Raw genomic sequence first — 24,853 nt, forward strand, 5'->3', positions numbered from 1 at the left:
TTGAAAAAGCAAATTTTCTTGTCCAAAAGTCTTATTTTATGCGGATGTTTTTTATGAGTTTAGATTATTTTGGACAGCAATGATAAAAAATATTAGCCCAAAATTAAATTTGAGGTTAAAAATGCAACGGATAACAATTTTTATATTTCTGTTTTTTATTTTTACTGCAAATCTCCATGCCTATGAAAAACCTCGTATCTTTGTTATTCCATTTGAAGTCGGTATTTCAAGAGTTCCTAATGACACTGCAAAGGAAATTACAGATTTGTTTGTCTCAGCCCTAATAAAATCAAAATCAGTTGAAGTGATTGATGCACAGAAGATTGAGAATTTCTCAAAAGATTTAGACTTTGAGCAAATATTGAAAATTGCTAAATCTGCTAAGTCTAACAAAATTTTTATGGGTAAAATCAATCAAGTGGAGCTACCCAAAAATAGCGATAGACACTCGTCACTGCGAGCTCCCCTGTTGCGAGCGATAGCGTGGCAATCTGGGGCGAAGCAGTCTCTCTCTACTCGTCATTGCGACTCCGAGCGAAGCGAGGAGGAAGCAATCTTGCCTTTTCCCCTTCAAAGAGATTGCTTCGCATCCTTCGGATGCTCGCAATGACAGCAAAAAATACTTAATTTTCAAATGGTTATACCAATTATTGGATTTCTATCTCTATTTTTGGGAGCTAAGAAAAAATGATTTGCTATTTTTTGACCTTTACAGAGCTATTTTTGGGTTAAACCGTATCTCCGTAATTTTTGAGTAATAGGATTATCAGTACAAGTTTTCATAAAGATTAACCCCCCGATTTTATCACCTAATTTTTTAACTCATTTAAAAATAAACATTCTTATTTTTAAAATCCTCTTTTTTGAATAACAACTTTTCTGTGAAGAGAATTTAACGGAAATATTTATATGGAAAAGCCTTCTATTGCGGTAAGATTCTCTGGAATTTTTGCTTTGAGTTTCCTCATAATAAGTTTCTGTAATTCACTGAGTTTATGCCTTATATAGTAATCTCTTTCCGCTATTTTGACATCTGTCACTACCATATCCCTCAATTTATCCCTGATTCTGTCAGCTTCTATGTTGTCTTTTCCACTTCCCTTAAGTAACTGCTACAGTGTCCTCATAAGTAAAAAAGCCAGTGAAAAACTATTCTTACTTCAAGTGTGCTTTTCATTACTCTGAAACTGTCCTCTATCTTCCACAGATTATAATATGCCTCAAGCACTTGCTCAGCAGTCAAGCACTTTTCAGAGCTCTTTATCGCATAGTACCCATCAAATCTTTCATCTTCCTTGATTCTGTGTATATCCAATTGCAATTTATTTGATCCTTTGAGGTAATATATCTTTTGCCTCTAACTTGCTAAGACTGAAAAGATACTTATGCTTTACCTTCCCATAATCATCTCTATATCCCTCTACCACATAGAAATAGGGAATACCTTGCGATGATTTTATAACTTTTAGAAACATAATTCAATTACACTCTATAAACAGAAAAAGTCAATATATGAATAACATAAAACTAAAAAAGTTATACAACAAAAAATGGAAATACAAAATGAGATATAATATTTTCAATGGTTTATGAGATTAAAAACCGATTTTTTTGAGCTTCAACTGATAAAGTCTTGAGGAGAGCACAATTAGGCAAAAATTATTTATACAATCTTTTTAAAAGCCTCTACGACTTCAGGGTCAAATAATTCTCCTGCCTTTGAAGAAATATATGTAATTGCAACATCTTTGTCAAAATGAAGCCTATAGGGTCTGTCAGTAGTCAATGCAGTATAAACATCACTTACTGCAATGATTTTAGCAATTTGGGGTATATTCTTTTTAATTCCTCTTAAATAGCCCTGTCCATTTAATCTCTCATGATGAAAACCTATTGATTCAAATAATATACTCTCATTGGTGCCTTGAGAAAGTTTCTCGCATAAAATTTCACCCCATAGAACATGAAGTTGAAAAATTTTTACTCGCTGATCATCAAATGTTTTATTTGAAAAGAGAATGCTTGCAGGAATACAAATCTTGCCAATATCATGAAGGAAGCCTGCAAGTTTTATGTTTTCGTCTTTTTCATCCATCATCGTGGCAATTCTGTATGCCATTTCAGAGACATTTTGTGAATGTGAGGTAATAATGAGTTTCTCATTTTCTGTACCCGCATCTTCAATTAGAGCTTTTGAGGCTGTAACTAATCCTGCGGATTCTTTAAGGATAACCATTTTTCTCAAAAAGTAAAAAACATCATCATACTGATTAAAAAGAAGGATGCTCTGTCCAGCTAATTTTATAGCAAGGTCTGAAAATTCTTGAATATTGAAAAATCTCCTTGCAAAAAAAATAACAAAGTAATTTACCCTCTTGTTAATCTTATTAAGAACCTCAAAATTATACTCCTCGCTTTCATAAACCCAAACATCGGGATAGGCAAAATCCCTTTCAAAGCTGATTTCCAATCTCGGATAGTTGATATTCCTTATGGGAATAAGTTTCTTGTTGTCAATATCCCAATTAATCGTAAGATTTTTGGTAGATGTCATTTCTGCCCCTCTTTATAATTTTAACTCATTAAATAATTTTTGTCTATCAATTAGAAAATTTTATTAGAAAAAATCAATAAAAAACTTTTGCTGCGAAGTACTCTGCATGAAATATCTGAGATTAATTGGTATTTTTAGATATTGAAGGAAACATTCTATTTTAAACTAAAAATCCTGAAATATCAGCTTTCTCATTAAATCATCACATATGTCATTCATTAAACTCTCAATTGCGAGGTTTCTGTTTGCAATAATTGATTGTAAATCTCTTGTTACTCTGAAGTATGTTGTAAAAGGTGCAGCTGGCTGAAATTCCTTTAACTTACTTCCATTGGAATCGTAAAGAGTTGCTTTTATATTCAGTAAAATTTGATATTCAACAGTAGTTAAACCTACCTCGGACAGAGTAGAAAGCCTGTAGTTTGTGATTTGAATATCTAAAACTTTCTCTGCAGAAGAAGTCAATGTAAAGCCATTTTCAACAAGCTTTTGATATGCAATTTTTCTCATTCTATCCTGAAGCCCGGGCTCAAGGGTTTGATTCTCAACTTTTCTCAGATAAATCTCTTGAAAAGGTAAATCAGACTTGGTATGAAGAGTATAACCGCACCCATTGATAAATAAAATCGCAATCATAAAAATCTTTAAAAAATTTTTTATCATCTATCGCTCCTTTTCTTAAAAATTATCTAAATTGCACGATTATAAAATGTCATAACGACTCCATCAAATCGTGAAGAAGCAATCTTGCTTTTTTGAGATTGCTTCGGGACTTCGTCCCTCGCAATGACCGAAAAGAGAAAACCTTGCAAAGACGAAGAGGAGGTCACCCAATAACGAAAAGGGTGGTCATGGCTAGTCTCACTGACTTTTTTTGTCATTGCGAGCCTGCTGAGATTGCCACGCAGTCCTTCGCTGCTCGCAAGGCGTGGCAATCTCATAAAAAGACAGAATTGCTTCAAGATTAAAGTATCTCGCAATGTCCATATATCTAATATATTAAGATGACGGAGTAAAACCTTCTCAATGAAACAGAATAATTTCCCCAATGATTGGGAAAAAACCTTCCGATTACAAGAAAAACAACATTCAATGTTCACCATCAACCATTCACCAATCACCAGCTATTAACCCCGCACAACTATATTCACAAGCTTGCCTTTCACTGGAATGACCTTTACAATCTCCTTTCCATCAAGCCATTGCTTTACTTTTTCATCATCAAGGGCAATTTTAACAATCTCTTCATCTGTCATGCCCTGTTTAATCATTATCTTTGAACGAACTTTACCATTTATCTGCACAACAAGCTCAATCATCTGTTCCTTTGCAAGCTCTTCATCATAGGAGGGCCAAGTCTCATTGAGAATAAAGCCTGTTTCTCCAATCTCTCTCCAGAGTTCCTCTGACATGTGAGGTGCAAATGGGCTTAGAAGTATCAAAAAATTCTTTAAGGCAAATTTAAATACTCGCTTTTCTTCATCTTTCTTTGGCTCAAAGGAGTAAACTTCATTGATAAACTCCATGAGCCTTGCTATTGCTGTGTTAAACTGATACTCTCTTTCAATATCCAAAGTTACTCTCTTGATTGTTCTATGAATAAGGCTCAAAATTTGAATCGCCTCAGAAGGCAGTTCATTAAATTCCACGCCCTCTAAGTCAGCCTTAGCGTCTTTAAGCCATTGATGATGTTTATACACAAGTGAATATACTCTTTTTAAAAATCTGTGTGCTCCTTCAACTCCCTGACTTGACCATTCAAGGTCCTTTTCAGGAGGAGCAGCAAATAGTGTAAAAACTCTTACAGTGTCTGTTCCAAATTTTTCTATCATCTCATCTGGGTCAACGATGTTTTTCTTTGACTTTGACATCTTCTCTACTCTTCCTATCTGAACAGGGCTTCCACAATGGATGCATTTGCCATCTTTTACTTCCTTTGGAAATAGCCATTCATGTTGAGGACAGCGATAACTCTCCATGCATACCATGCCTTGAGTAAGAAGTCTTTCAAAGGGTTCATCAAAGGGAAGAATTCCAAGATCGCGCAGCACCTTTGTGAAAAATCTTGCATAAAGAAGATGAAGCACTGCGTGCTCAATTCCGCCAATATACTGGTCAACAGGCATCCAGTATCTTATTTTTTCTTTATTGAATGCATTCTCCTCTCTGAGAGAACAGTATCTGACAAAATACCATGAGGAGTCCACAAATGTATCCATTGTGTCAGTCTCTCTTCTTGCTTCTGCTCCACAGCGAGGACACTTTGTTTTGTAAAAATCTTCAACATATTTAAGCGGAGACTCACCCTTGCCTGTTAAGGTAACATTTTCTGGTAATAGCACTGGAAGGTCTTTTTCAGGCACAGGGACTATTCCGCATTTATCGCAATAAATGATTGGAATTGGAGTGCCCCAGTATCTTTGCCTTGATATTCCCCAGTCACGAAGCCTGTAATTGACTGTTCTTTTACCAAACCCTTTGTTTTCAATGTATTCTGCAACTGCCCTCTTGCCTTCAGAAGATGGCAAACTTGAAAACTCACCTGAGTTAACCATTACACCCTCTTCTTCGTAAGCCTCAGTAAGTGGCTCAGTGAGTTCTTTGTCAACAGGCTTAATAACAATCTTTATTGGAATGTTGTATCTTTTAGCAAACTCAAAGTCCCTCTGGTCATGGGCTGGAACACTCATTATTGCCCCTGTTCCATACTCCATAAGAACAAAGTTAGCTATCCATACAGGAATCCTTTCGCCATTAAGAGGATTTATTGCATATTTACCTGTAAAAATTCCCTCTTTAACATCAGGTTGACGCTGAAGCTGTCTTATTTTCTTCAAAGCTTCCTTGTCTTCACAAAGTCTTTCAGCAAGCGGATGTTCAGGGGAGATACACATAAAGGTTACGCCAAATATAGTATCTGGTCTTGTTGTAAAAATTCTTAATTTTTCGCTCATTCCTTCAATTGGAAAATCAACCTCAACTCCTTCGCTTTTTCCAATCCAGTTACGCTGCATTGAAAGGACTTTCTCAGGCCAACCTGTGAGAATGTCGCAGTCCTGAAGAAGCTCTTCAGCATAGGCAGTAATTTTCAGAAACCACTGTTCAAGTTCCTTTTGCTCCACTTGGGAGTCACATCTCCAGCATGCTCCATCAATAACTTGCTCATTTGCAAGAACTGTCATACATGAGGGACACCAGTTCACAAAAGAGGATTTCCTGTATGCAAGTCCTTTTTCGTAAAGTTTCAGGAAAATCCACTGATTCCATCTGTAATAATCAGGAAGACATGTTGTGACTTCACGCCTCCAGTCATAGCTGAGTCCAAGTTTTATAAGCTGTTTTTTCATATAATCAATGTTTTCGTAAGTCCATCTTGCAGGATGAACACCATGCTTTATTGCAGCATTTTCAGCAGGAAGACCAAAAGCATCCCATCCCATTGGATGAAGCACCTGAAAGCCCTTCATTCTTTTGTATCTTGCAATTACATCACCAATTGCATAGTTACGGACATGTCCCATGTGAATTCTTCCTGAGGGATATGGAAACATCTCAAGGCAATAAAACTTAGACTTAGATTGTTCCTCATTTACTTCAAAAAGTTTACTGTTGAGCCATTCTTCCTGCCATTTTGTCTCTATACTTTTAAAATCGTAATTCTGATTCATAAAACCTCCTGACATATATGGCATTTTGAAGTATTATAAAGAGAGGACTGACAAAAATTCAAATTATTGAGATGTCAAATACATTTAAAATTCCAAAAATTATTAGAAAAACTCCGATTATATAATTTACCCATATAAAAACCTTCATAAACTTTTTTAAATATCGCATAGCTGTATTTATTAAAAGGGAAGAGATTAAAAAAGGAATTGCAATTCCCGCTGAATATGCTCCAAGCATCTTTAACCCCTCGCCTACACTTCCAGACATACTAGAGTAAACTAAAATGCTTCCAAGCACCGGTCCTATGCATGGAGACCACCCAGCTGCGAATCCTACTCCTATGAGAAAAGCACCCAAAGGTGTACCGTATTTTTGAAGTTTTATGCTAAGTCTGAACTCTTTCATAAAAAAACCTGACCTTATCAATCCAATAAGAAGCAATCCAAACAGAATCATTAAAACTCCACCTATAATTCGCAAAACATCCTGATACTCAAAGAAAATACTACCAATAAACGAACTTCCAGCCCCTAATGCAAGATAGACAGTAGAAAAACCTGCAATAAAGATTAAAGTGTAAAGAAAAATACGCCATCTGGAAGAGCTTCCAGATACAAGCTCGGCAGTTGAAATTCCCGAAAAAAGTGAGACATAAACAGGAAGAAGAGGCAAAATACATGGCGAGAAAAAGGTTACTATACCTCCCAAAAATGCAGCTGTTAAAGTAATTTCATTCATCTACCACACTCAGATGGGTCTCCCTTGAGTTTGTCAATAGCATGAGGAAGGGCATCCATGATAACTTCAAGGGATTCTTTAACAGCTTTAGGACTGCCGGGAAGATTGATAATTAAACTTTTACCTCTTATTCCAGCAACAGCTCTTGAAAGGATCGCTGTTTTTGTCTTTGAAAAACCGCTCCATCTCATAGCCTCAGCAATTCCGGGTACTTGTTTTTCAATTACTTCAAGAGTGGCATCTGGTGTTACATCTCTGGGATGAAGCCCTGTACCACCATTTGTCAGTATTAAATCTGCATTGTTAATTTGTTCCAGCAATGCTTGTTTTATTTGCTCCTTCTCATCAGGCACAATCTTGTAAGAAACAACTTCAGCCCAAGAGGAAACCATTTCTTTGATAACCTGACCACTTAAATCTTCCCTTTCACCCTTAGAGCCTTTGTCTGAAACAGTTATTATTGCTACTTTGTATTTCATAGTCTCTTTATCTCATCTCCTACTTTTATTTTTCCACCCTTTAAAACCTTAGCAAAAATTCCTTCCTTAGGCATAATACAATCACCAACAATTTTAAAAATCTGACACTTACTGTGACATGATTTACCATGCTGGGAGATTTCCAATATTACCTCACCTATTTGAATCTTTGTCCCAACAGGTAAACTCAATAAGTCTATACCCTCTGTTGTAATATTTTCAGCAAAATCACCGTATTTAAGGCTCAAACCTTTGTCTTTCATCTTTTGAATACTTTCATAAGATAGAAGACTTATTTGTCTGTGCCAATGAGAGCCAGCATGAGCATCTCCTTGAATACCATAATTTTCTACAACAATAGCCTCTTGAACTGGCTCCTTTGTTGTCCCCTTTTCTTTGCTTATGTTTATTGAAATAACTCTTGGTTTCATAGAGGTATTATAAAGCAAAAATCAATGCATAAGCAAAACTGGTTTTTTAGAATTCTTTATAACCGCCTCAGCTACACTTCCAATTAAAACCGACTCTGTGTATGACCTTCCTTTTGAGCCAATAAATACAATGTCAAATTGAGGAACTCTCTTTAATATCTCCTCTGCAGGGATGCCTGAAAGGATTTGATAATTTAAATCCTTATCAATATTACGAATTTTGTCCTCGGCTTCCTCTTTAAGGTATTCAATATATTTTTCTATCTGCTCAGGTTCCTCAACAATACCTTTTATTTTCTGCTCAGGAACTACATGCAAAACAGTCAGCTCTAAATTAAACTTATTAGCAATATCTTTTGCAAAATTTAAAGCTTTAATAGAAATTTCTGAAAAATCAATCGGACATAAAATTTTCCTTATTTTTATAGCATCTGGGGTTATTTCATTAAACTGACTCTCTTTGACCACAAGGGTCGGTATTTTCATTCCTTTGAGAATTCTCTCAGAAGTTGATGGTCTTGTAATATGATACTTAAAACCCATCACCATAAAACCTTTTTCGTTTTTTATAACTTCCTTTACGCTATCTAATAGCCTTCCAAAAACAACTTTGTAGTTAGCATCAATAGAGAAATTAGAAAGCTTTTTAGAAAGAAGGCTCAATTGTTCCTCAATCTTGTTTTTTTCTTTGTTGATATATGGCATTAAATATGAAGGTGGAGTAAGGGTGTATTCCATAATGTGGAACAAGGTCATTTTTTTACAGTCAATTATATTTGATAGCCAAACTGCATATGAGAGGACTGTTGAGGTAGAGGGCTTAAAATCAATTGCAACATAAATTTTTTCTACTTCCATCATTTTTTCACCTGCTTTCCAAGCTTTTCTTCAACTGAGCGAACTTTTTCTTCAATTCTGTATTTTGCTCCTTTTCTGTCATCAATCTTTATCTCAATGACAACTCTTTCAACTTCATCCATAAGAGCATCCCTACATTTTTTGATGACATTCATAATTTCATCCCACTCGCCTTCCAATATCGTTCCCATTGAATGCATCTTATATGAAAGTCCGCTTTCTTCAACTATTTTTATAGCCTTTGCAATATATTTGCTTAAACTTGGTCCTACGCCTATTGGTATAATGCTAAACTGTACGAGCATTTTTTGACCTCCAAAAGCTTTTTTATAATATAACACTTTACAATTGTTTTTTGACATTTTTTATTGACTCCCAAAAATAGAGATAGAAAACTGACAGATTTATTTTGACCCTTTTCAGGACAATTTTTTATTAAAATTATCCTCTATGTCCTCCTATTTCTTCCTTTTCGTAATAATTTTCCCTATTTTTTTCTCTCTTTTTTATAATTTTCACCTATTAATTAACCTCAAACTTGCCTTTTTAGACAATATTCACCCGTGTTTGTTTTTTATTGCTCTATTTTTTTATCATTTTATCTTGCAAATACTCTTCTTATACAAATGCCATTATTTTTTTTCTTATATGAAGTAGAAGATTAAATTTCTCAACTGTGGTTGATACATGAAGCCATAGCCTTCTGCCATGTTTTACCATTTTCCCTGCTATCTCTATAAAAAACCACCTTATTGTGCTTATAGTCTTGTTCTTATACTCTTGCGGTAAAATAAGCTCCCTCTTCAAAACAAAAACATTATATGCAAGCACTCCAAGACAAAACCACATCGCATTTCCCCCAAATTCTCCGCTGGGTAAACTCTCCATCCCTATCCCGTTCTTTAATTCCTTAATGATATTCTCCATCTGCCCCCGCTTGTTATACTCCCATACAACTTCTTCTGCTTAACTTTCTCTGTCAGTTGCTATCACATGGTAACAATAAGGCTCGCTATCAAATAAATCTATCTGCTCTTTCTTCCACCTCTGCACAACCAGCCTGAATGCCTCTGTGCCCTTCATAACATGCACTGTCTCCCCTATCTGCCTGTTTGTAAGTATCCCTTCCTCTGTCCTCAATTCTCTCCAATGCTTTATTCTCTTTATAGCATCCATCACTGCCCCTGTCTTATCTGCTACTATACTGAATGTTGTGTCTTTGCTTCTGAGAAAATTTATTACTTCTGCTGTGTAAAACTCACTGTCAAGACAGGCATGCTTTATCCTTTTTCCTTCAGGCAACAGTTCATATGCATGTGAAAGTGCTTGAAGTGGAACTCCCGCTACATTCCCATGCCTAAACTCATGATAAACGATAATGGGCAACTCCTTAAATGCGGTAACTATAGGTTTGTACCCCTTCACCCCTTTATAGGTCATCTTTGCATCATACTTTTCAGTCTCTATTATTGTAGGGGCTGACCAAAGAGTATATTCTTTCGCTTCATGTATTTGCAATGCTTTCCTGTTTGCTTCATCTATAACTGTTTTCAATTTAACTATGCCTTCGCCATTGCCACTTCTTCTTATCCAGTCACCTACTGCAGAGCTTGATGGGACTTTTCCCATGCCAGTGCTCTCCCTTAAAGCTTTATCTTCAGCAATTTCTCTTAAATCATCTATGTGTCTTCCTCCTGCAAGTAACATAAGAACGATGGGATGAATATATTGCCAAGCATCATATCCTCTGTTTGAACCCGGAGATGGCATTATCCTCTGAATAAGCTTTTTAACTCCAAAAGCCAACATGAATTCTGTAAAAAGAGTAGCTCCTGCATGGGGAGTTAACTTTTCATCTGTTCTTTTAAACTTGAAATTAAGCAGAGTTTGTTTTATCATATCTTAAGCTCCTTGTGTATAATAGTTCACCCAATGGGTGATTTTGTTGTTTCCATATAAACTATTATACACAAAGGAGCCTCTCTATTTTAGTAGATTTCTATTTCTATTTTAGGGGACTTAAAGATAAAATATTTAAAATATTAAAAACCGTAGGAGGAAAAGGTGAACGAGATAGTAAGACTAATAAAAATTTTTGCTGATAAGATTCAAAGGCAGATTAATTTAATGGAAGTTTGCGGAACTCATACTGTTTCAATATTTAGGCATGGTATAAGAAGTCTTTTGCCTCAAAACATAAAACTTCTCAGCGGTCCTGGATGTCCTGTATGTGTTACTCCGATTGAAGACATTGACAGAATGCTTTTTATTGCAAAACAACCCGAGGTAATTGTCACAACATTTGGAGACATGATGAGAGTTCCAGGAAGCAATGGCTCTCTCTACAAAGCAAAGGCTGAAGGCACTGATATTAGAATGGTTTACTCTCCACTGGATGCTTTGAAAATTGCAGAGGAAAACAAAAATAAAAACGTCGTATTTTTTGCAGTGGGCTTTGAGACAACCTCGCCACTGATAGCAGCAACAATACATGAGGCTGAAAGAAAGGGAATTCCGAACTTCTCAATCTATTCAGTCCACAAGTTAGTACCTCCTGCATTAGAGATATTGGTAAACACAGAAGAATTAAAATTAGATGGTTTTATACTTCCTGGTCATGTGAGCACAATCATAGGAAGCAAGGTGTATGAATTTATTCCTCATAGATATAAAAAATCTTGTGTAATAACAGGTTTTGATGCTGATGATATTTTAAATGCAGTAGCAATGCTTCTTAAGCAAATTATAGATAATGAGCCAAAGGTTGAAATTCAGTATACAGATGCTGTAAAACCCGAAGGTAATCCAAAGGCTGTTGAATTTATAAGTAAATATTTTGAGACATGCGATAGCAACTGGCGTGGAATAGGATTAATTCCTAAAAGCGGACTTAAGCTAAAAAAGGAATTTGCCCATAGAGATGCAGAGGTTATCTTCGAGATACCGTTGTTACCATCAAAAGAGCCTCAAGGTTGTCAATGTGGATTAATTCTTCGTGGAGTTAAACTACCGCCTCAATGCCCACTTTTTGCAAAAGTATGTACTCCTGAAAATCCAGTAGGCGCATGCATGGTAAGCTCTGAAGGAAGCTGTTCAGCTTATTATAAATACGGACGGAGTTAATCTAAATTTACAATCTTATATGAAAAACTCACTTTAGCTGAATGCTCAAGTGTTGCCTTGACAGAACAGTATTTTTCCATAGAAAGCTCAATAGCTCTTTTTACAGCATCCTCAGAGAGGTTTTTACCTGTAACAATAAATTCAATCTCTATTTCTGTGTATCTCTTAGGATATTCATCTGCCTGTTTTCCCTGTACATTTATCTCCACACCCCTGACATCTTGCTTCTTCTTTTTTAATATTGAGACTATATCCATTCCACTGCATCCTCCTAATCCTACAAGCAAAAGTTCCATTGGTCTCATTCCGCTGTTCTCACCACCGAAATCTGGATGAGCATCCATAACAATAGCATGTCCTGTACCTGACTGACCTACAAACTGCATTCCTCCTGCCCATTTTACTTTTGCCTTAGTCATAGCAAACCTCCAAATTTGATTTAGTTACATCTAATTTTAACAATTTTTTATAAAACCTTTGTTACTCTTTAATTGAAAGCCTCACATTTGGTGAGGCGTGACAATCTCTTTGATTGCTTCCTCCTCGCTTCGCTCGGAGTCGCAATGACTGAAAAGGAGGTCATTGCTATACATCCTCCCATCTCATCATCGAGAGAAATCCTCCCAAATTCATCATTGCAAGGCATCCTCACACTTTGTCATTGCAAGCCACACTGTATTTTTTTCGTCATTGCGAGGCATCCGTTAGGATGCCGAAGCAATCTCATAAAAGCGATATTGCTTCGTCGCTGAAGCTCCTCGCAATGACCGTTTGAGAATTGCACAATTTATTTGCAAACATATTCAACTGTTGTATTAACTGCAATCGTTTTCTCTTCTCTGCGAGGCTCTGGAGGTATAACTCTATCTGACTCAGCTGCCATAGCTTTGTAAACGGGAAATGGAAAAGTTGGCCTCTGGACATTGTAATTAATCAATGTAACCTTACATTGTTTTTCAAGCTTTGAGGATAAAGTTTTTCCAAAATCCTTTATTCTGTCAATAATAGTGATTTTTAGCTTATTTTCCTCTTGGTTAAGCGTTTTTTCAGATACTATCCACGAAGGATTTGAAATTGAATATCTCATTTCATTTCCATATTTTTCCTTAAATGGCTCAAGGGCATTAAAAATTTTTGATTGTCCCTCAGGTGAGACTAACTCAAAAATATAGCGCACCTCACCTTTAAACCCACTGCATTTTTGTCTGTCCTTTTCCCACCAACAGTTTCTATAAACATTGTAATTTCCTCCGCGATAGGAAATACCGATATTGCGAACTTTCCTGTCAACTGCACCTAATATGTTAAGCACATCAGATTCTTTTGCACCTAAAGCAGAAATTTCAACCGGCACTGTCAGCAAATCAGGTATAATTTCTTGCTTCTCTTCAACTGTTATTAAAACTTTGGTTTTTAAATCTTCTGTTTTGTTCATTTGTTCATCCGCATAGGTAATCAATGGAAGCAATAAAAAAACAATGAAAATAAAAAGAAAGTGTTTCATAATTCCTCTCCTGTGGATTAAATTTTTTTACAATCTTTCTTATTATAATCTAAAATGATCGTTTTTCATAAAACCTTTTATAGCCTTTCGTCGCAAGCCTCACCGAAGGTGCGTGGCAATCTCTCTTTTGCTTTTTTACGCCTTACTTAGTACGTTTCATGTCTTACTTTTTATGTCTCACATTTTACGAATTTTTAGAGACTGCTTCGCGTAGCCTGTCAAGAGCCGAGTGCGAGGAAGGACTCGCAATGAAGCTTTAGGATATCGCAATTTAGGAAAAATTACTATACCTCAAATTTTGCAAAGCTTTTTTTAAAATCTTTAGAAGGGTTCAGTTTCCTGATTGGTTGACTCTTCAAGCTCTATGAGAGTCTTTTGAAGTTCCTCTTCAGCGGAATGCAGTTTGTTTTTACAGAAGCGAATAAGTTCAGTAGCTCTTTTAACCTTTTCAACCAAAACATCAACATCAACCTCTTGAGATTCAATATATTTTAAAATTTCCTCTATTTCTTTCATTGCCTTAGAATAGCTTAAGTTCTCCATTTTCCTCCTCCTTACCTGTTACTTTTCCTGTGATTTTTCCTTTGTATAGTTTTATATGTAACTGTTGACCTAACTTGACATCTTCAGCACTCTTTAGCAACTTTCCGTTGAGATAGGTAATACTGTAACCTCGCTTAAGAACATTCTCAGGACTAAGCAGATTGAGTTTTTCCTTTAATCTGTCAATCTGAAGGTTTTCTATTCTAATTAGATTATTTGTCTTAGTTAAAAGACTGCTAATAGACGACTTAAAGTCAAAACGAATTTTGCTGGAGAAGTGAGAAGTTTTAAGCTTTATTTCATGCTTTACCTTGTTCAGAAGAATCTCCTCTTGCCTTAATCTCATAGTTGCCTTTCTATGTAATTCATGTTTCAATGAATGAATACTTTCTCTGTGAATGTTCATTCTTTTAAGAATATCCGCATGAAAACTGTTGATCTTGATATTAAGTTCATTATTGGCTCTTATAATGCTGTTCCTTGTGGATGAGATAAATCTGTCCTTTATGGAGTCAATTCTTCCTGACTCAATTTTTAAAAGAGATTGAACCCTGTTTAGAATTCTTTTTCTCAAATCCTCAATCCTTGCATAGTAATCAAACGCCCTGCTGATGATAAATTTTGCAAGTTCAGAAGGAGTTTTAAAGCTTTTGGATGCCACATAATCTGCAACTGTCTCATCCCTCGTATGACCTATTCCAGTGAAAACTGGAAGAGGCATCAGGGCAATTGTCTTTGCAAGCTCGTAGTCATTAAAGCTATGCAAATCAACCACTGAACCACCACCTCTTATTATCACAACAGCATCAAAATTTTTAAATAAAGAGGCGCATTGCTTTAAAGACTCAATCATTGAAATAGCTGCTCCTTCTCCCTGCACAAATGAGTCAAAAAGATAAGTATAAAACTTAAAGTGATACTCATTGTGATGTAAAATATTCAAGAAATCTTCGTATCCTGCCGCAGTAGCACTTGACACAATGGCAATTCTTTGAATGACAATCGGGACTTCAATAAGCTTATTTCTGTCAATCAAGCCTTCACGAGTCAGTCTGTCTATTATTTCCTTTTTTTTCAATGCCATTTCGCCGATTGTGAAAGAAGGATCAATTTGATTTATGTAAATACTAAAACCGTGCTTTTCATGAAATGTTGCTCTTCCAAGAAAGAGAATTTTCAGTCCGGACTGAAGGGACATACCTGTCTTTAATTGAAAATTTCTAATCGTTTCAGTCTGACTTCTCCAGATGACTGCCTTACATTGTGCGATGATTTCGTCATCCTTTTTTTCAACAAGTTCAAGCCAATAATGTCCGTTTTTATCAGCACCTATTTTGGCTATCTCCGCCACAATCCATTGATAATCTGATACTTCCTGTATGAGCTCTTTTAATTCAATAAGATAATTGGAAAGTGTCTGATAAGCAACTTCTACATTAAACATTCATCTGAGCCTCTTTGATTAATTTTTTCATTTCCCTCACAGCTTGTTCAATTCCAACAAGCACAGCCCTTGCTATAATACTATGACCGATGTAAAGCCCCCTTAATCCTTTAATTGAAGCGATTGGTTTGACATTGTAATAATTCAGTCCATGCCCAGCATTCGTTTTTAGTCCAATTGAAGTAGAAAAGACAACTGCGTCTTTGATTCTTTCAAGTTCTTTGATTTGCTTCTCACCCTTCATATCAGAATAATATCCTGTATGGATTTCAACCATGTCTGCTCCTATTTCCTTTGAACATTCTATATCAGCTCTGGAAGGATTAATGAAAAGACTGACAGGAATTCCTGCATCTTGAATTCTTTTTATTGCATCTTTCAAATTCTCTTTTAGCTCCAATACATTAAGACCTCCCTCAGTGGTAAGCTCCTGTCTTTTTTCTGGAACAATGGTAACCATGTCAGGTTTTACCTGCAGAGCTATGTTAATCATCTCCTCAGTTGCTGCCATTTCTAAATTGAGCTCACACGGAACGATTTCCCTTAAAATTCGTAAGTCTCTATCTTGAATGTGCCTTCTGTCTTCCCTTAGATGTACGGTTATTCCATCAGCTCCACCTAAAATCGCCAATGTCGCAGCCATAACTGGGTCAGGCTCAAATGTTTTTCTTGCCTGCCTGACTGTTGCCACATGATCAACATTTACCCCTAAAATCACCATAACTGACCTCCAAATCCCTTAATTGTTTTGATTATAGCACTTTTGAATAGATGTTGACAAAATATCTATCAATCCCAAAATAAAGATAGACAAGCATCACTGCGAGACTCTTTTATGAGTGATAGCATGGTAATCGTCACTGTAAGCCTTCACTTCTCTGTAACTGCGAGCCTCTGCTTCATATCGTCACTGCAAGCCTACCTGTTGCGAGCTAAAGCGTGGCAATTTCAGAGATTGCTTCGTCGCTATCGCTCCTCGCAATGACGCCCTATTTAGTCACTGCGAGCCTCTGCTTCATATCGTCACTGCGAGCCCCTCGATGGGGCGAAGCAGTCTCTAATTGTTGGTTGGTGATTAGTGCATGGTGGGTAGTGAATTGTGAATAATGGAGTTTAGATTTTGGATTGTTTTAATTATATATAATTACGGATCCTATTATTTGTAATTGGAAAGGACTTTAGTCCTTAAGCAATCTCGCCTTTTTCTTCACATACAACAAAGAGATTGCGAGCCTAACCTTGAAAGGTAACCGAAAAATAGCGATAGACACTCGTCACTGCGAGCCCCCTGTTGCGAGCGATAGCGTGGCAATCTGGGGCGAAGCAGTCTCTAATAAGGCTTTATTGAAAAACAAAGTAGAGATTGCTTCGCATCCTTCGGATGCTCGCAATGACAGCAAAAAAATACTTAATTTTCAAATGGTTATACCAATTATTGGATTTCTATCGCTATTTTTGGGATAAAGTTGATGTTTTTCTGACAACTGATAATTGTATAATTAAACCCCACTTCATCAACTTTTGAATAAAAAAATTTTAAAATCAATGAGTTATAATTTTTAGATTAGCCTACAAAATTCTCTCGCACTTTCGTAAGTTCTGAAAATCTTATCCCCTACTCCCAATATTCTAAGTATCTTTTTATGTTCCTCCTTAGCTTTGCTCATAATCCTTATTTTCTCCCCCTCTATCTCAAAACCTCCTATCCCTATCTCATAAAATTTGTCCAAACACTTCTTCAGACTGTTTTCTTTGCTCTCCCTTAACCATCCTTTCTCCTTCAACTCATCCATTAGCCTGTTTAACACTGTCTGGGCTACCACACATAAAAATATATGCGTCCTTACTCTCCTGTCTTTATAATGATATATCGGTCTTATCTCTACAAAATCCTTTAACTGCTTGAATGCATCCTCCACTGTCTGTAATTCCTTATACTGCCTCTCTATCTCTTCATCTTCTTCCTTCATTAATGTCGTCTGCAAAATATACTTCCCACACATATCATATGCCTTCTTTATAGCTTCTTGCTTTGCTATTATCTGAAATCTGCCTTCTTCGTATCTGAAATCATAATAATTCTCAGCTCCACTTTTTGTCAGTTTCCTCTGCGCCCTCCTCAGTATTTTCTCCCTGTCTCTTAGCTTTCCTCTTTCTACCATCTGCCTTACTTTTTCCAATGCCTCCCTGCCCCTTTTAAGTATACTTTCCAATGTCTCCCTGTCATGGCTTTCTCTGTATTCAGACCCACATAGTACATATCTGCTCTTTACCCCTTCCTCTTCACTTATATAGATGGTCACTGGCAACTCCTTCTGAAATATATCTAACTGTATACCCTTCTGCACTACCATTTTCTTTGCTTCCCTAAATCTCATCGCTAATATGTAGTTTATCCCCTCTCTCTCAAGATACTCTATATTCTGTAATGTCACCATCCCCCTGTCTCCTATAAATACTGCCTCCTTGATGTCGTATCTCTTCTTTAACTGACTTATTAGTCCCTTTACTGTCTCCTTATCTGATATGTTGCCTTCTATAACATCAAAATGCACTGGAAATTTATTCTCGTTCAAACATAAACACAACAATACTTGCTTTTTATCGGGCTTCCCATCCCTTGAGTATCCATATCTTGCAAGCCCCAGAGGTCCTTGACCCTCAAAGTATACTGAGGTAATATCATAAAGCAACAACTTTGTCCCTTGTGCTCCCGTCTTATAAAAATCATCTAACACATTATCCATCTTCTCATACAACTTGTCCATTGCCCTGTATATCTCATTTACATGCATATCCTCTTCCCTTAAATCAAACAGTTCCATAAAACCACTTCTTCGTATCCATCCCACTGATGCATACTTACTCCTTGGCTCTATTATCCTGTTAAGCACTACTGCCAAAAGCAAATCTCTTACCTTCTTTGGAAAATGCCTTAACCATCCCAGAAATCCTATCTTCATCATAAATCCTAACAGTAACAGTATATGCCCTACTGAAGTTGCATCCTCAAAAAACTTGTCTTTGTCCACTACAACCTTTTTCTCAGGTGACTTAAGCAGTTGCCTTATTTTGGAAATAAGAGGCTCACCTAAGTGAGTGATATTGGCAATTTTTTCATGCCTAACCTTTTTAGTTTTTTTGTCTCTGTAAGCTTTAGATATTTCGTAGGTTTTGTATTTTTTACCTTTTTTTGTTGACCAAGATTCTTTTACGAACATAGTTACCTCCTTTTTATTTAGCATACAAAAATTAGACAAAAAAGTCAATATTTAAGGGAATAAATAGGCAAAAATAATAAAATTAGGTTAGACTACAAAATTGAATGAAAAAAGATATAACTTATTGAATTATAAAGCTTTTGATATTTTTAAAGGCTGAAAATTGATGAAGTTGGGTTAAAAAGGCATCACATAATAAGGAAAAAATTTTTGTAAAAATAGCAAATCCTTTAATATGGTTATTGGAGATTAATTAAAATGAATAGACAATATCTGACTCCGACAGAATTAAAAAGATTAGGCATTGAAGCGCTCTCAAAAGCATTAGGTCCAATAGGTATGGTTCGTTTTATACAGCAATTTGAAAAAGGATACGGAGACTATACAAAAGAAAGAGAGCAATGGCTGGAAGAAAAAGAAGTGGAAGAAGTTATTAAGAAGATAAAAGATAAAAAATATGATGAAAAATAGCATTAACCTCTCTAAAAAATCTCTCCTCCGTAACAATCAATTGCTACAATAGCGGGAAATTCTTTAAGGAGCAGTCTCTTTATTGATTCTGGTCCAAGTTCTGGAAATGCTATTTCTGTTGCCTCAACTATGTGCCTGCTAAGAAGTGCTCCAGCGCCACCTGTAGCAAGAAAATATACAGCCTTGTATTTTTTCATTGCTTCCTTTACCTCTTGAGAGCGACCTCCCTTGCCTATCATTCCTTTAAGTCCTAATGAAAGAAGTAGCGGTGTATATGAATCCATTCTTGATGAAGTTGTAGGTCCTGCAGAGCCTATTACTTTTCCGGGTGGTGCTAGTGTTGGTCCAACATAGTAGATTACCTGCCCTTTTATGTCAAAGGGTAAAGGCTGATTGTTATTAATTAATTCAACGATTTTTTTATGGGCAGCATCCCTTGCTGTATAGACATATCCACTAATTGAAACTATATCTCCCGCTTTAAGGCTTAAAACAATTTCATCAGTTAAGGGAGTTTCTATTTTTTTCATAGCTCAGCCTCCATGTGTCTTGCTGAATGGCATTGAATGTTTACTGCTACTGGCAAAGATGCTATATGACATGGATGATATTCAATGTGAACTGCAAGGGCTGTTGTTTTTCCTCCAATTCCCATAGGACCTATGTTTAATGCGTTAATCTCTTGCAAAAGCTCTTTTTCAAGACGAGCATAATCAGGATTTTTATTTTGCTCACCAATTTTTCTTAACAAGGCTTTCTTTGCCAAAATTGCGCATTTTTCAAAATTTCCACCAATCCCAACTCCAACAATTATTGGTGGACATGGATTTCCCCCAGCTTTTCTTACAGTTTCAATTACAAAATTCTTTACTCCCTGAAGTCCTTCAGCAGGCTTAAGCATCCTTAGGGCAGACATGTTTTCACTTCCTGCACCTTTTGGAGCAACAATAATTTTTACTTTATCTCCTTTTACAATTTCAAAATGAACTATGCATGGAGTGTTGTCTCTTGTATTTTTCCTCATAAAAACAGGGTCATCAACTACACTTGCCCTTAAATATCCTTCTTTAACCGCTAATCTTACCCCTTCGTTAAATGCATCCATTATATCTCCATCCTCATATAAAACCTCACTTCCCCACTCAACAAAAATAACTGCAACTCCTGTGTCCTGACAAAGTGGAATTTTTTCTTCATATGCTATTTTTTGATTTTCAATTATTTGTCTTAAAATTTCTTTTCCTAAGCCCTCCTCCTTCTCATAAGCCTGCTTAATTGATAGGCTTGCATCTTCAGGAAGTTCAACTGTAGCTTTTTTGTAAAGTTCCTTAACTACATTTACAATTTGCTCTCTTTTAATCTTTTTCATGGCTCAATTAAAAACTTAATTCCCTCCCCTCTTGATAGTTTTTCAAAAGCCAAAGATATTTCATCAAGCTTGAATTTCCCTGATATAAGCTCTTTTAGCTTCAATTTTTTGGTTTTTATTAACTGAAAAGCTTCCTTTACATCATCGGGAATGTAATGAAAAACTCCTTTTAGCGTTATCTCATCATAATGAAGCCTTCCTGCATCATAGCAAACTTCTGAACCAGCCTTTAGCCCTCCAAAAAGTAAAACAGTTCCACCCTTTCTGACAAAATCCACAGCTTTAATCCAAATCTCCTTTTGACCTGTGCATTCAATCACTCTATCAAAGCCAAATCCATCAGTGAAATCTAATGGATTCTCATTTGAGCAATAAATTTTATCTGCACCCAGTTTTTCAGCAAAATTTAACTTATTTTTGTTTCTGCCTAAAACAGCAACTTTTACTCCCATTATTTTCAATACCTGCAAAAATAAAAGTCCTACAGGTCCTGTTCCGATGATAAGAATTTTTTCTCCAGCAGTTGTTCCAAGTGACTTAACACCATGTACAATACATGAAAGAGGTTCAAGGAAGGCAGCCTCTTCAAAATCTACTTCATCTGGTTTATGAAACATATTTTGCCTAACAACTCTATTTTTTACAACAATATACTCAGAAAAAGCTCCAAGCATCATGTCCTTTGTTAAAATTTCACAATGATTGAAAAGTCCATGCCTGCAATATGAGCACTCACCACAAGGAGCAGTATGAACAAGCATTACCGCATCTCCTTTTTTAAAACCTTCTACTCCTTCTCCAATTTTTTCAATTATGCCAGAAAACTCGTGTCCAAATGGTCCCGGCATTGGAATTAAAGGATGTCCTCTTAAATAAGCCTTCAAATCAGTTCCGCAGGTAAGTGCTGCTTTTACACGGATAAGAACCTCACCTTCTTTTATTGAAGGAATTGGCTTTTCAACAATTTCTATTTTTTGACGCTCAACTAAATAGGCTGTTTTCATTGTATTTCATCCATCTTCAAACTTTTTTCGTAAAGCTCTTTTTTGCTTAGACTGTATAATTCTGCTACTATTTTAACTGCCTCCTTTCTGCCCTTCCCTTTTTTCATGAGTTCCTTTATCTCATGCAAGGCTTCATCCAAAGATACTTCTTTATGCTTTTCACCTTCAACTACTATTACATATTCACCTGCTATTTTTCCTTCTTCAAGTTTTTCAATAACCTCTGAAAGCCTGCCCCTTACAACTTCCTCAAACATCTTGGTAAGTTCCCTTGCAATACAGATTTTTCTGTCTCCAAAAACTTCAAGCATATCATCAAGGGTGTTAAGTATTCTGTGAGGGGCTTCATAAAATACAAGGGTTCTCTTTTCAGAGCTGAGCTTAAGAAGTTTTTTCTTTCTTTGGGATTCCTTTACAGGCAGAAATCCAATAAATGTAAACTCAGTTGTGTCAAGTCCTGATATGCTCAGGGCTGTGATAAGTGCTGTTGGACCAGGCACTGGAATTATTTCAATATCTTCTTCAATTGCCCTTGAAATTACAATTGCTCCGGGATCAGAGATTCCTGGTGTTCCAGCATCAGTTATAAGGGCAACTGAGTATCCTGCTTTAAGCTTTTGAATAATCTCTTCAGCCCTAACCTTCTCCTTTGCTGACCAATAGCTTATAAGGGGTTTTTTGATTTCATAATAATTAAGGAGCTTAAGGCTGTGTTCAGTGTCTTCACAAGCAATATAGTCAACTTTTTTTAATGTATCAAGTGCCCTTAGTGTAATATCTTCAAGATTTCCAATTGGAGTTGATACAATATAAAGTCTTCCAGCCATTTTACTCTTCCTTTAAAAGTTGTCTAAGTCTTTTATCTGCCTTTATTATATCATCAACATTTTCACCAGTTATGTCCCAGCTATATTCACCTTTTTTGTCTCTATGAAGTTTTATTTTAACAGGTTTTTTAGGTTTTGCATACTGAAGAACTTTGTCTTTGCTTTGTATTGGTGTCTGAGTTTGTGCAAAAGCTGTATTAATAGAGAATAAAATTATAAAGGCTGACATAAATATTGCAAACAAGCCCTTCATTTTAAGCCTCCCATTTAAATTTGTTTGTGACAGGAAATCTCCAATCCTTACCCAAAGACACTGGTGTAAGCTTAACTCCGGGTGCTGCTTGTCTTCTTTTAAATTCTGCCCTTTTTACCATTTTCAAAACCTTTTTTACTGTTTCTTCATCAAATCCTTGCTCAACAATTTCATCTTGTCCCATGCATTTTTCAATTTGAAAATATAAAATTTTATCAAGAATCTCATAAGGAGGCAAAGTATCTTGGTCTGTCTGCTCCGGTTTTAACTCTGCTGAAGGTGGCTTTGTAAATACCCTTTCAGGAATTCTTCCTTTAGATGCCCATTTTGCTACTTTGTAAACCTGAGTTTTATAAAGGTCTTTTATAACTGCATATCCTCCAGCCATATCTCCATAAAGGGTTGCATAACCTGTTGCAAGCTCAGATTTGTTTCCTGTTGTAAGAACAAGCCAGCCAAATTTATTTGAAAGAGCCATCAAAATATTTCCACGAATTCTGCTTTGAATGTTCTCTTCTGTTACACCCTGAGGAAGCCCTTTAAATACATCTGAAAGCTCATGAAGGTATTGTTCAAATATATCATCAATTGAAATTTCAATGAGATTTATTCCAAGATTTTTTGCAAGCTGATAGGCATCTTCCCTGCTTTCTTTTGATGTATACCTTGAAGGCATAAAAACTCCTGTAACATTTTCACTTCCCAATGCCTCAGTTGCAATAAGTGCAACAAATGATGAGTCTATTCCACCACTTAAGCCAAGACAAACTTTTTTAAATCCATTTTTCCTCACATAGTCCCTTACACCAGTAACAAGAGCTTTAAAAACTTCCTCCTCAAAAGAGAGATTAAAATTTTCTTTTTTATGCATTGGCAAAGGCAATTGCTTTATTTTTCTTTTTAAAGGTATTTTTACTACTTCAGCCTCAGCAAAATTTTGCCTCTCCCATCTTATTTTTGGCTCTCTCATTCTTATTCTTGTTATCTCATCAAGGTCAATATCTATGACTATCAAATCCTCCTCAAAGGCTTTACCTGATGCTATAACTTCTCCTTCAGGTGACAAAACAATGCTTCTTCCATCAAAAACCATCTCATCCTGTCCACCAACAGCATTCAGATAAGCAATGAAAACTCCTAAGTCATAGGCTCTTGTTGAAAGCATTTTGAGTTTTTTTGAAAATTTGCCTGCATAAAAAGGTGATGCACTAATGTTGATAATCAATTCAGCACCTTTTTGAGCCTGAATTGGAGTGGGAAATGTTGAATGAAAAATGTCTTCGCATATATTAACAGAAAACAATACTCCATCATACTTGTAAACAGGAGCTCTGCATCCTGCTTTAAAGTATCTCATCTCATCAAAAACGCTATAGTTGGGAAGATAAACTTTATGATAAACATCTATAAGCTTTTGCTCTGAAATAAGGACTGCAGAGTTGTAAAGGTCATCTTCTTTAAATGGCAAACCTAAAATTACGATAAAATTTTTGATGTTTTGTTTAATTTTATCAAGAGAATTTCTCACTCTTTTTATGAATGAAGGATAGAAAAGAAGGTCCTCTGGAATGTAGCCTGAAAGTGCAAGCTCAGGAAAGACAACAATATCAGGTTCAAAATTTGTAGCTTCGTACATAAATGAGAGAATTTTTTCAGTATTTCCCTTAATGTCGCCAACAGTAGGATTTATCTGGCAAAGTGCTAATCTGACAGTCCGCATTTTACATTAACATTTATTGGACAACATTTTATTGCATCAAAGGCATAAAGTATTCTTCTTTCCTTAGGCAATTTTTCTTCATTATAGGGAATGAATTTCAGATTTGACAGTTCTTTCATTAATTCCTCTTTAGATGGGAAATCCATTGTCTCCTTTACCTCACCGGTAAGAATGTTCATAAGTCTTCCTTCTTCGCTGTCAGTTATAAATGCAAAGGGAATCTGATATGGCTCAACTGTTCTGCAAAAGGCAAGCATAAATCTTTGCCATGAATCAATTGATGCGGGAGTGCATTTAATTGCAAATACTGTTTTCCCATCAAGCCTTATCAAAATATCAACAGAAGTTACGAATTTCTCAGTCTCAGAAACAATCACTTCATAACCTTTATTAATTTCAATATCATTCAGAGAATATCCTTTTTCTAAAAGCTTTTCTACCATGAATTTTTGCAAAAAACCCAAACTCATAGCAAATATCTCTTCCTCTTGCTTTATTATTTCAGCAATAAGAGCCTTTCTTTCTTCAGGGGTTTCAGGTGTTTTCTTCAACGGAATCTCCATCTTATGCCTCCTTATGTATTCGCTTAATAAATTAAATGCTAAATTGTTCGCTTCTAAATCGTCATTGCGAGCGAAGCAATCT

General features: G+C 36.0%; 28 protein-coding genes and 2 pseudogenes. 4 read left to right on the top strand and 26 right to left on the bottom strand.

The features are described from left to right. Positions 1 to 79: 79 nt before the first annotated feature. Positions 80 to 610 carry a hypothetical protein gene (locus tag ACYQ3P_RS00285; RefSeq protein ID WP_460175968.1) on the top strand — a complete coding sequence of 177 codons (531 nt, stop codon included), beginning with the start codon at positions 80 to 82 and terminating at the stop codon, positions 608 to 610. A 295-nt stretch (positions 611 to 905) separates the two neighbouring features. On the opposite strand, the gene ACYQ3P_RS00290 is transcribed toward ACYQ3P_RS00285, so the two are convergent. The 13 genes and pseudogenes from ACYQ3P_RS00290 to ACYQ3P_RS00350 form a co-directional block, all read right to left on the bottom strand. Next, positions 906 to 1,040 carry a hypothetical protein gene (locus tag ACYQ3P_RS00290; RefSeq protein WP_460175969.1) on the bottom strand — a complete coding sequence of 45 codons (135 nt, stop codon included), beginning with the start codon at positions 1,038 to 1,040 and terminating at the stop codon, positions 906 to 908. Between the two features lie 98 nt (positions 1,041 to 1,138). Next, a pseudogene (locus ACYQ3P_RS00295) lies at positions 1,139 to 1,315 on the bottom strand (IS1634 family transposase); the annotation flags it as partial. 7 nt (positions 1,316 to 1,322) lie between these two features. Then, a complete protein-coding gene (locus ACYQ3P_RS00300; RefSeq protein ID WP_460175970.1) occupies positions 1,323 to 1,475 on the bottom strand; it encodes a hypothetical protein in 153 nt (50 codons plus the stop codon). A 188-nt stretch (positions 1,476 to 1,663) separates the two neighbouring features. Then, positions 1,664 to 2,554, bottom strand: a complete 891-nt coding sequence (locus ACYQ3P_RS00305) for an HD-GYP domain-containing protein (protein ID WP_460175971.1) — start codon at positions 2,552 to 2,554, stop codon at positions 1,664 to 1,666. Positions 2,555 to 2,719: 165 nt separating this feature from the next. Continuing rightward, positions 2,720 to 3,217 carry an LPS assembly lipoprotein LptE gene (gene lptE / locus ACYQ3P_RS00310; protein WP_460175972.1) on the bottom strand — a complete coding sequence of 166 codons (498 nt, stop codon included), beginning with the start codon at positions 3,215 to 3,217 and terminating at the stop codon, positions 2,720 to 2,722. 464 nt (positions 3,218 to 3,681) lie between these two features. Beyond that, positions 3,682 to 6,222, bottom strand: coding sequence for a leucine--tRNA ligase (leuS, locus tag ACYQ3P_RS00315; protein WP_460175973.1), 2,541 nt, complete (start codon positions 6,220 to 6,222; stop codon positions 3,682 to 3,684). Between the two features lie 58 nt (positions 6,223 to 6,280). Beyond that, complete coding sequence (locus ACYQ3P_RS00320) at positions 6,281 to 6,961, bottom strand: cytochrome c biogenesis CcdA family protein (RefSeq protein ID WP_460175974.1); 681 nt, start codon at positions 6,959 to 6,961, stop codon at positions 6,281 to 6,283. Next, positions 6,958 to 7,440: a MogA/MoaB family molybdenum cofactor biosynthesis protein gene (locus ACYQ3P_RS00325; protein ID WP_460175975.1), complete on the bottom strand. Its 483-nt coding sequence runs from the start codon at positions 7,438 to 7,440 to the stop codon at positions 6,958 to 6,960. Before ACYQ3P_RS00325 ends, ACYQ3P_RS00320 begins: the two co-directional genes overlap by 4 nt. After that, entirely contained in the window at positions 7,437 to 7,871 is a 435-nt protein-coding gene (locus ACYQ3P_RS00330; protein ID WP_460175976.1) for an MOSC domain-containing protein, read from the bottom strand. Before ACYQ3P_RS00330 ends, ACYQ3P_RS00325 begins: the two co-directional genes overlap by 4 nt. A gap of 21 nt (positions 7,872 to 7,892) precedes the next feature. Then, on the bottom strand, positions 7,893 to 8,732 hold the full coding sequence (locus ACYQ3P_RS00335) for a universal stress protein (protein WP_460175977.1): 840 nt from the start codon (positions 8,730 to 8,732) through the stop codon (positions 7,893 to 7,895). Further along, the gene (locus ACYQ3P_RS00340; RefSeq protein ID WP_460175978.1) at positions 8,729 to 9,034 is read right to left on the bottom strand and encodes an MTH1187 family thiamine-binding protein; all 306 of its coding nucleotides are present in this window, start codon (positions 9,032 to 9,034) and stop codon (positions 8,729 to 8,731) included. Before ACYQ3P_RS00340 ends, ACYQ3P_RS00335 begins: the two co-directional genes overlap by 4 nt. 313 nt (positions 9,035 to 9,347) lie before the next feature. After that, positions 9,348 to 9,674: pseudogene (locus ACYQ3P_RS00345) on the bottom strand (transposase); the annotation flags it as partial. Between the two features lie 21 nt (positions 9,675 to 9,695). Further along, positions 9,696 to 10,628 carry a transposase family protein gene (locus ACYQ3P_RS00350; protein ID WP_460175979.1) on the bottom strand — a complete coding sequence of 311 codons (933 nt, stop codon included), beginning with the start codon at positions 10,626 to 10,628 and terminating at the stop codon, positions 9,696 to 9,698. 165 nt (positions 10,629 to 10,793) lie between these two features. On the opposite strand from ACYQ3P_RS00350, the gene hypD reads away from it, so the two are divergent. Then, on the top strand, positions 10,794 to 11,852 hold the full coding sequence (hypD, locus tag ACYQ3P_RS00355; RefSeq protein ID WP_460175980.1) for a hydrogenase formation protein HypD: 1,059 nt from the start codon (positions 10,794 to 10,796) through the stop codon (positions 11,850 to 11,852). On the opposite strand, the gene ACYQ3P_RS00360 is transcribed toward hypD, so the two are convergent. The 5 genes from ACYQ3P_RS00360 to ACYQ3P_RS00380 form a co-directional block, all read right to left on the bottom strand. Continuing rightward, the gene (locus ACYQ3P_RS00360) at positions 11,849 to 12,271 is read right to left on the bottom strand and encodes an OsmC family protein (protein WP_460175981.1); all 423 of its coding nucleotides are present in this window, start codon (positions 12,269 to 12,271) and stop codon (positions 11,849 to 11,851) included. The two genes, hypD and ACYQ3P_RS00360, sit on opposite strands and share 4 nt — an antisense overlap. 368 nt (positions 12,272 to 12,639) lie before the next feature. Further along, complete coding sequence (locus ACYQ3P_RS00365) at positions 12,640 to 13,356, bottom strand: hypothetical protein (protein WP_460175982.1); 717 nt, start codon at positions 13,354 to 13,356, stop codon at positions 12,640 to 12,642. Between the two features lie 321 nt (positions 13,357 to 13,677). Next, positions 13,678 to 13,899, bottom strand: coding sequence for an exodeoxyribonuclease VII small subunit (gene xseB / locus ACYQ3P_RS00370; RefSeq protein ID WP_460175983.1), 222 nt, complete (start codon positions 13,897 to 13,899; stop codon positions 13,678 to 13,680). After that, positions 13,877 to 15,343, bottom strand: a complete 1,467-nt coding sequence (xseA, locus tag ACYQ3P_RS00375) for an exodeoxyribonuclease VII large subunit (RefSeq protein WP_460175984.1) — start codon at positions 15,341 to 15,343, stop codon at positions 13,877 to 13,879. The genes xseB and xseA overlap by 23 nt, the downstream gene beginning before the upstream one ends. After that, positions 15,336 to 16,064, bottom strand: a complete 729-nt coding sequence (locus ACYQ3P_RS00380; protein WP_460175985.1) for a pyridoxine 5'-phosphate synthase — start codon at positions 16,062 to 16,064, stop codon at positions 15,336 to 15,338. The genes xseA and ACYQ3P_RS00380 overlap by 8 nt, the downstream gene beginning before the upstream one ends. 584 nt (positions 16,065 to 16,648) lie before the next feature. On the opposite strand from ACYQ3P_RS00380, the gene ACYQ3P_RS00385 reads away from it, so the two are divergent. Next, a complete protein-coding gene (locus ACYQ3P_RS00385; RefSeq protein ID WP_460175986.1) occupies positions 16,649 to 16,807 on the top strand; it encodes a hypothetical protein in 159 nt (52 codons plus the stop codon). A gap of 95 nt (positions 16,808 to 16,902) precedes the next feature. On the opposite strand, the gene ACYQ3P_RS00390 is transcribed toward ACYQ3P_RS00385, so the two are convergent. Beyond that, positions 16,903 to 18,564, bottom strand: coding sequence for an IS1634 family transposase (locus tag ACYQ3P_RS00390; RefSeq protein ID WP_460175987.1), 1,662 nt, complete (start codon positions 18,562 to 18,564; stop codon positions 16,903 to 16,905). Between the two features lie 258 nt (positions 18,565 to 18,822). On the opposite strand from ACYQ3P_RS00390, the gene ACYQ3P_RS00395 reads away from it, so the two are divergent. Next, entirely contained in the window at positions 18,823 to 19,035 is a 213-nt protein-coding gene (locus ACYQ3P_RS00395) for a hypothetical protein (protein WP_460175988.1), read from the top strand. Positions 19,036 to 19,046: 11 nt separating this feature from the next. Here the strand turns inward: ACYQ3P_RS00395 and ACYQ3P_RS00400 are convergent, their stop codons facing one another. Genes ACYQ3P_RS00400 through ACYQ3P_RS00430 form a run of 7 tightly spaced genes read right to left on the bottom strand, consistent with a single transcriptional unit; the run spans position 19,047 to position 24,771 of the window. Continuing rightward, on the bottom strand, positions 19,047 to 19,565 hold the full coding sequence (locus ACYQ3P_RS00400) for a Fe-S-containing hydro-lyase (RefSeq protein WP_460175989.1): 519 nt from the start codon (positions 19,563 to 19,565) through the stop codon (positions 19,047 to 19,049). After that, the gene (locus ACYQ3P_RS00405) at positions 19,562 to 20,404 is read right to left on the bottom strand and encodes a fumarate hydratase (protein WP_460175990.1); all 843 of its coding nucleotides are present in this window, start codon (positions 20,402 to 20,404) and stop codon (positions 19,562 to 19,564) included. Before ACYQ3P_RS00405 ends, ACYQ3P_RS00400 begins: the two co-directional genes overlap by 4 nt. Further along, positions 20,401 to 21,408, bottom strand: a complete 1,008-nt coding sequence (locus ACYQ3P_RS00410) for a zinc-dependent alcohol dehydrogenase (protein ID WP_460175991.1) — start codon at positions 21,406 to 21,408, stop codon at positions 20,401 to 20,403. The genes ACYQ3P_RS00405 and ACYQ3P_RS00410 overlap by 4 nt, the downstream gene beginning before the upstream one ends. Beyond that, a complete protein-coding gene (rsmI, locus tag ACYQ3P_RS00415) occupies positions 21,405 to 22,235 on the bottom strand; it encodes a 16S rRNA (cytidine(1402)-2'-O)-methyltransferase (RefSeq protein WP_460175992.1) in 831 nt (276 codons plus the stop codon). The genes ACYQ3P_RS00410 and rsmI overlap by 4 nt, the downstream gene beginning before the upstream one ends. 1 nt (position 22,236) lies before the next feature. Next, entirely contained in the window at positions 22,237 to 22,488 is a 252-nt protein-coding gene (locus ACYQ3P_RS00420; RefSeq protein ID WP_460175993.1) for a hypothetical protein, read from the bottom strand. A 1-nt stretch (position 22,489) separates the two neighbouring features. Next, positions 22,490 to 24,208 (bottom strand): NAD+ synthase, encoded by a 1,719-nt coding sequence (locus tag ACYQ3P_RS00425; RefSeq protein ID WP_460175994.1) that lies wholly within the window; start codon positions 24,206 to 24,208, stop codon positions 22,490 to 22,492. Then, on the bottom strand, positions 24,190 to 24,771 hold the full coding sequence (locus ACYQ3P_RS00430; protein ID WP_460175995.1) for a hypothetical protein: 582 nt from the start codon (positions 24,769 to 24,771) through the stop codon (positions 24,190 to 24,192). The genes ACYQ3P_RS00425 and ACYQ3P_RS00430 overlap by 19 nt, the downstream gene beginning before the upstream one ends. Positions 24,772 to 24,853 lie beyond the last annotated feature (82 nt).

It is taken from the genome of Thermodesulfovibrio hydrogeniphilus (assembly GCF_054657355.1).

What these genes read in the sequence shown, in the direction of transcription:
- ACYQ3P_RS00285 (WP_460175968.1), top strand. Translation starts at nt 80, where the DNA reads ATGATAAAAAATATTAGCCCAAAATTAAATTTGAGGTTAAAAATGCAA.
- ACYQ3P_RS00300 (WP_460175970.1), bottom strand. Translation starts at nt 1,475, where the DNA reads ATGTTTCTAAAAGTTATAAAATCATCGCAAGGTATTCCCTATTTCTAT.
- ACYQ3P_RS00305 (WP_460175971.1), bottom strand. Translation starts at nt 2,554, where the DNA reads ATGACATCTACCAAAAATCTTACGATTAATTGGGATATTGACAACAAG.
- lptE (WP_460175972.1), bottom strand. Translation starts at nt 3,217, where the DNA reads ATGATAAAAAATTTTTTAAAGATTTTTATGATTGCGATTTTATTTATC.
- leuS (WP_460175973.1), bottom strand. Translation starts at nt 6,222, where the DNA reads ATGAATCAGAATTACGATTTTAAAAGTATAGAGACAAAATGGCAGGAA.
- ACYQ3P_RS00320 (WP_460175974.1), bottom strand. Translation starts at nt 6,961, where the DNA reads ATGAATGAAATTACTTTAACAGCTGCATTTTTGGGAGGTATAGTAACC.
- ACYQ3P_RS00325 (WP_460175975.1), bottom strand. Translation starts at nt 7,440, where the DNA reads ATGAAATACAAAGTAGCAATAATAACTGTTTCAGACAAAGGCTCTAAG.
- ACYQ3P_RS00330 (WP_460175976.1), bottom strand. Translation starts at nt 7,871, where the DNA reads ATGAAACCAAGAGTTATTTCAATAAACATAAGCAAAGAAAAGGGGACA.
- ACYQ3P_RS00335 (WP_460175977.1), bottom strand. Translation starts at nt 8,732, where the DNA reads ATGATGGAAGTAGAAAAAATTTATGTTGCAATTGATTTTAAGCCCTCT.
- ACYQ3P_RS00340 (WP_460175978.1), bottom strand. Translation starts at nt 9,034, where the DNA reads ATGCTCGTACAGTTTAGCATTATACCAATAGGCGTAGGACCAAGTTTA.
- ACYQ3P_RS00350 (WP_460175979.1), bottom strand. Translation starts at nt 10,628, where the DNA reads ATGATAAAACAAACTCTGCTTAATTTCAAGTTTAAAAGAACAGATGAA.
- ACYQ3P_RS00360 (WP_460175981.1), bottom strand. Translation starts at nt 12,271, where the DNA reads ATGACTAAGGCAAAAGTAAAATGGGCAGGAGGAATGCAGTTTGTAGGT.
- ACYQ3P_RS00365 (WP_460175982.1), bottom strand. Translation starts at nt 13,356, where the DNA reads ATGAAACACTTTCTTTTTATTTTCATTGTTTTTTTATTGCTTCCATTG.
- xseB (WP_460175983.1), bottom strand. Translation starts at nt 13,899, where the DNA reads ATGGAGAACTTAAGCTATTCTAAGGCAATGAAAGAAATAGAGGAAATT.
- xseA (WP_460175984.1), bottom strand. Translation starts at nt 15,343, where the DNA reads ATGTTTAATGTAGAAGTTGCTTATCAGACACTTTCCAATTATCTTATT.
- ACYQ3P_RS00380 (WP_460175985.1), bottom strand. Translation starts at nt 16,064, where the DNA reads ATGGTGATTTTAGGGGTAAATGTTGATCATGTGGCAACAGTCAGGCAG.
- ACYQ3P_RS00390 (WP_460175987.1), bottom strand. Translation starts at nt 18,564, where the DNA reads ATGTTCGTAAAAGAATCTTGGTCAACAAAAAAAGGTAAAAAATACAAA.
- ACYQ3P_RS00395 (WP_460175988.1), top strand. Translation starts at nt 18,823, where the DNA reads ATGAATAGACAATATCTGACTCCGACAGAATTAAAAAGATTAGGCATT.
- ACYQ3P_RS00400 (WP_460175989.1), bottom strand. Translation starts at nt 19,565, where the DNA reads ATGAAAAAAATAGAAACTCCCTTAACTGATGAAATTGTTTTAAGCCTT.
- ACYQ3P_RS00405 (WP_460175990.1), bottom strand. Translation starts at nt 20,404, where the DNA reads ATGAAAAAGATTAAAAGAGAGCAAATTGTAAATGTAGTTAAGGAACTT.
- ACYQ3P_RS00410 (WP_460175991.1), bottom strand. Translation starts at nt 21,408, where the DNA reads ATGAAAACAGCCTATTTAGTTGAGCGTCAAAAAATAGAAATTGTTGAA.
- rsmI (WP_460175992.1), bottom strand. Translation starts at nt 22,235, where the DNA reads ATGGCTGGAAGACTTTATATTGTATCAACTCCAATTGGAAATCTTGAA.
- ACYQ3P_RS00420 (WP_460175993.1), bottom strand. Translation starts at nt 22,488, where the DNA reads ATGAAGGGCTTGTTTGCAATATTTATGTCAGCCTTTATAATTTTATTC.
- ACYQ3P_RS00425 (WP_460175994.1), bottom strand. Translation starts at nt 24,208, where the DNA reads ATGCGGACTGTCAGATTAGCACTTTGCCAGATAAATCCTACTGTTGGC.
- ACYQ3P_RS00430 (WP_460175995.1), bottom strand. Translation starts at nt 24,771, where the DNA reads ATGGAGATTCCGTTGAAGAAAACACCTGAAACCCCTGAAGAAAGAAAG.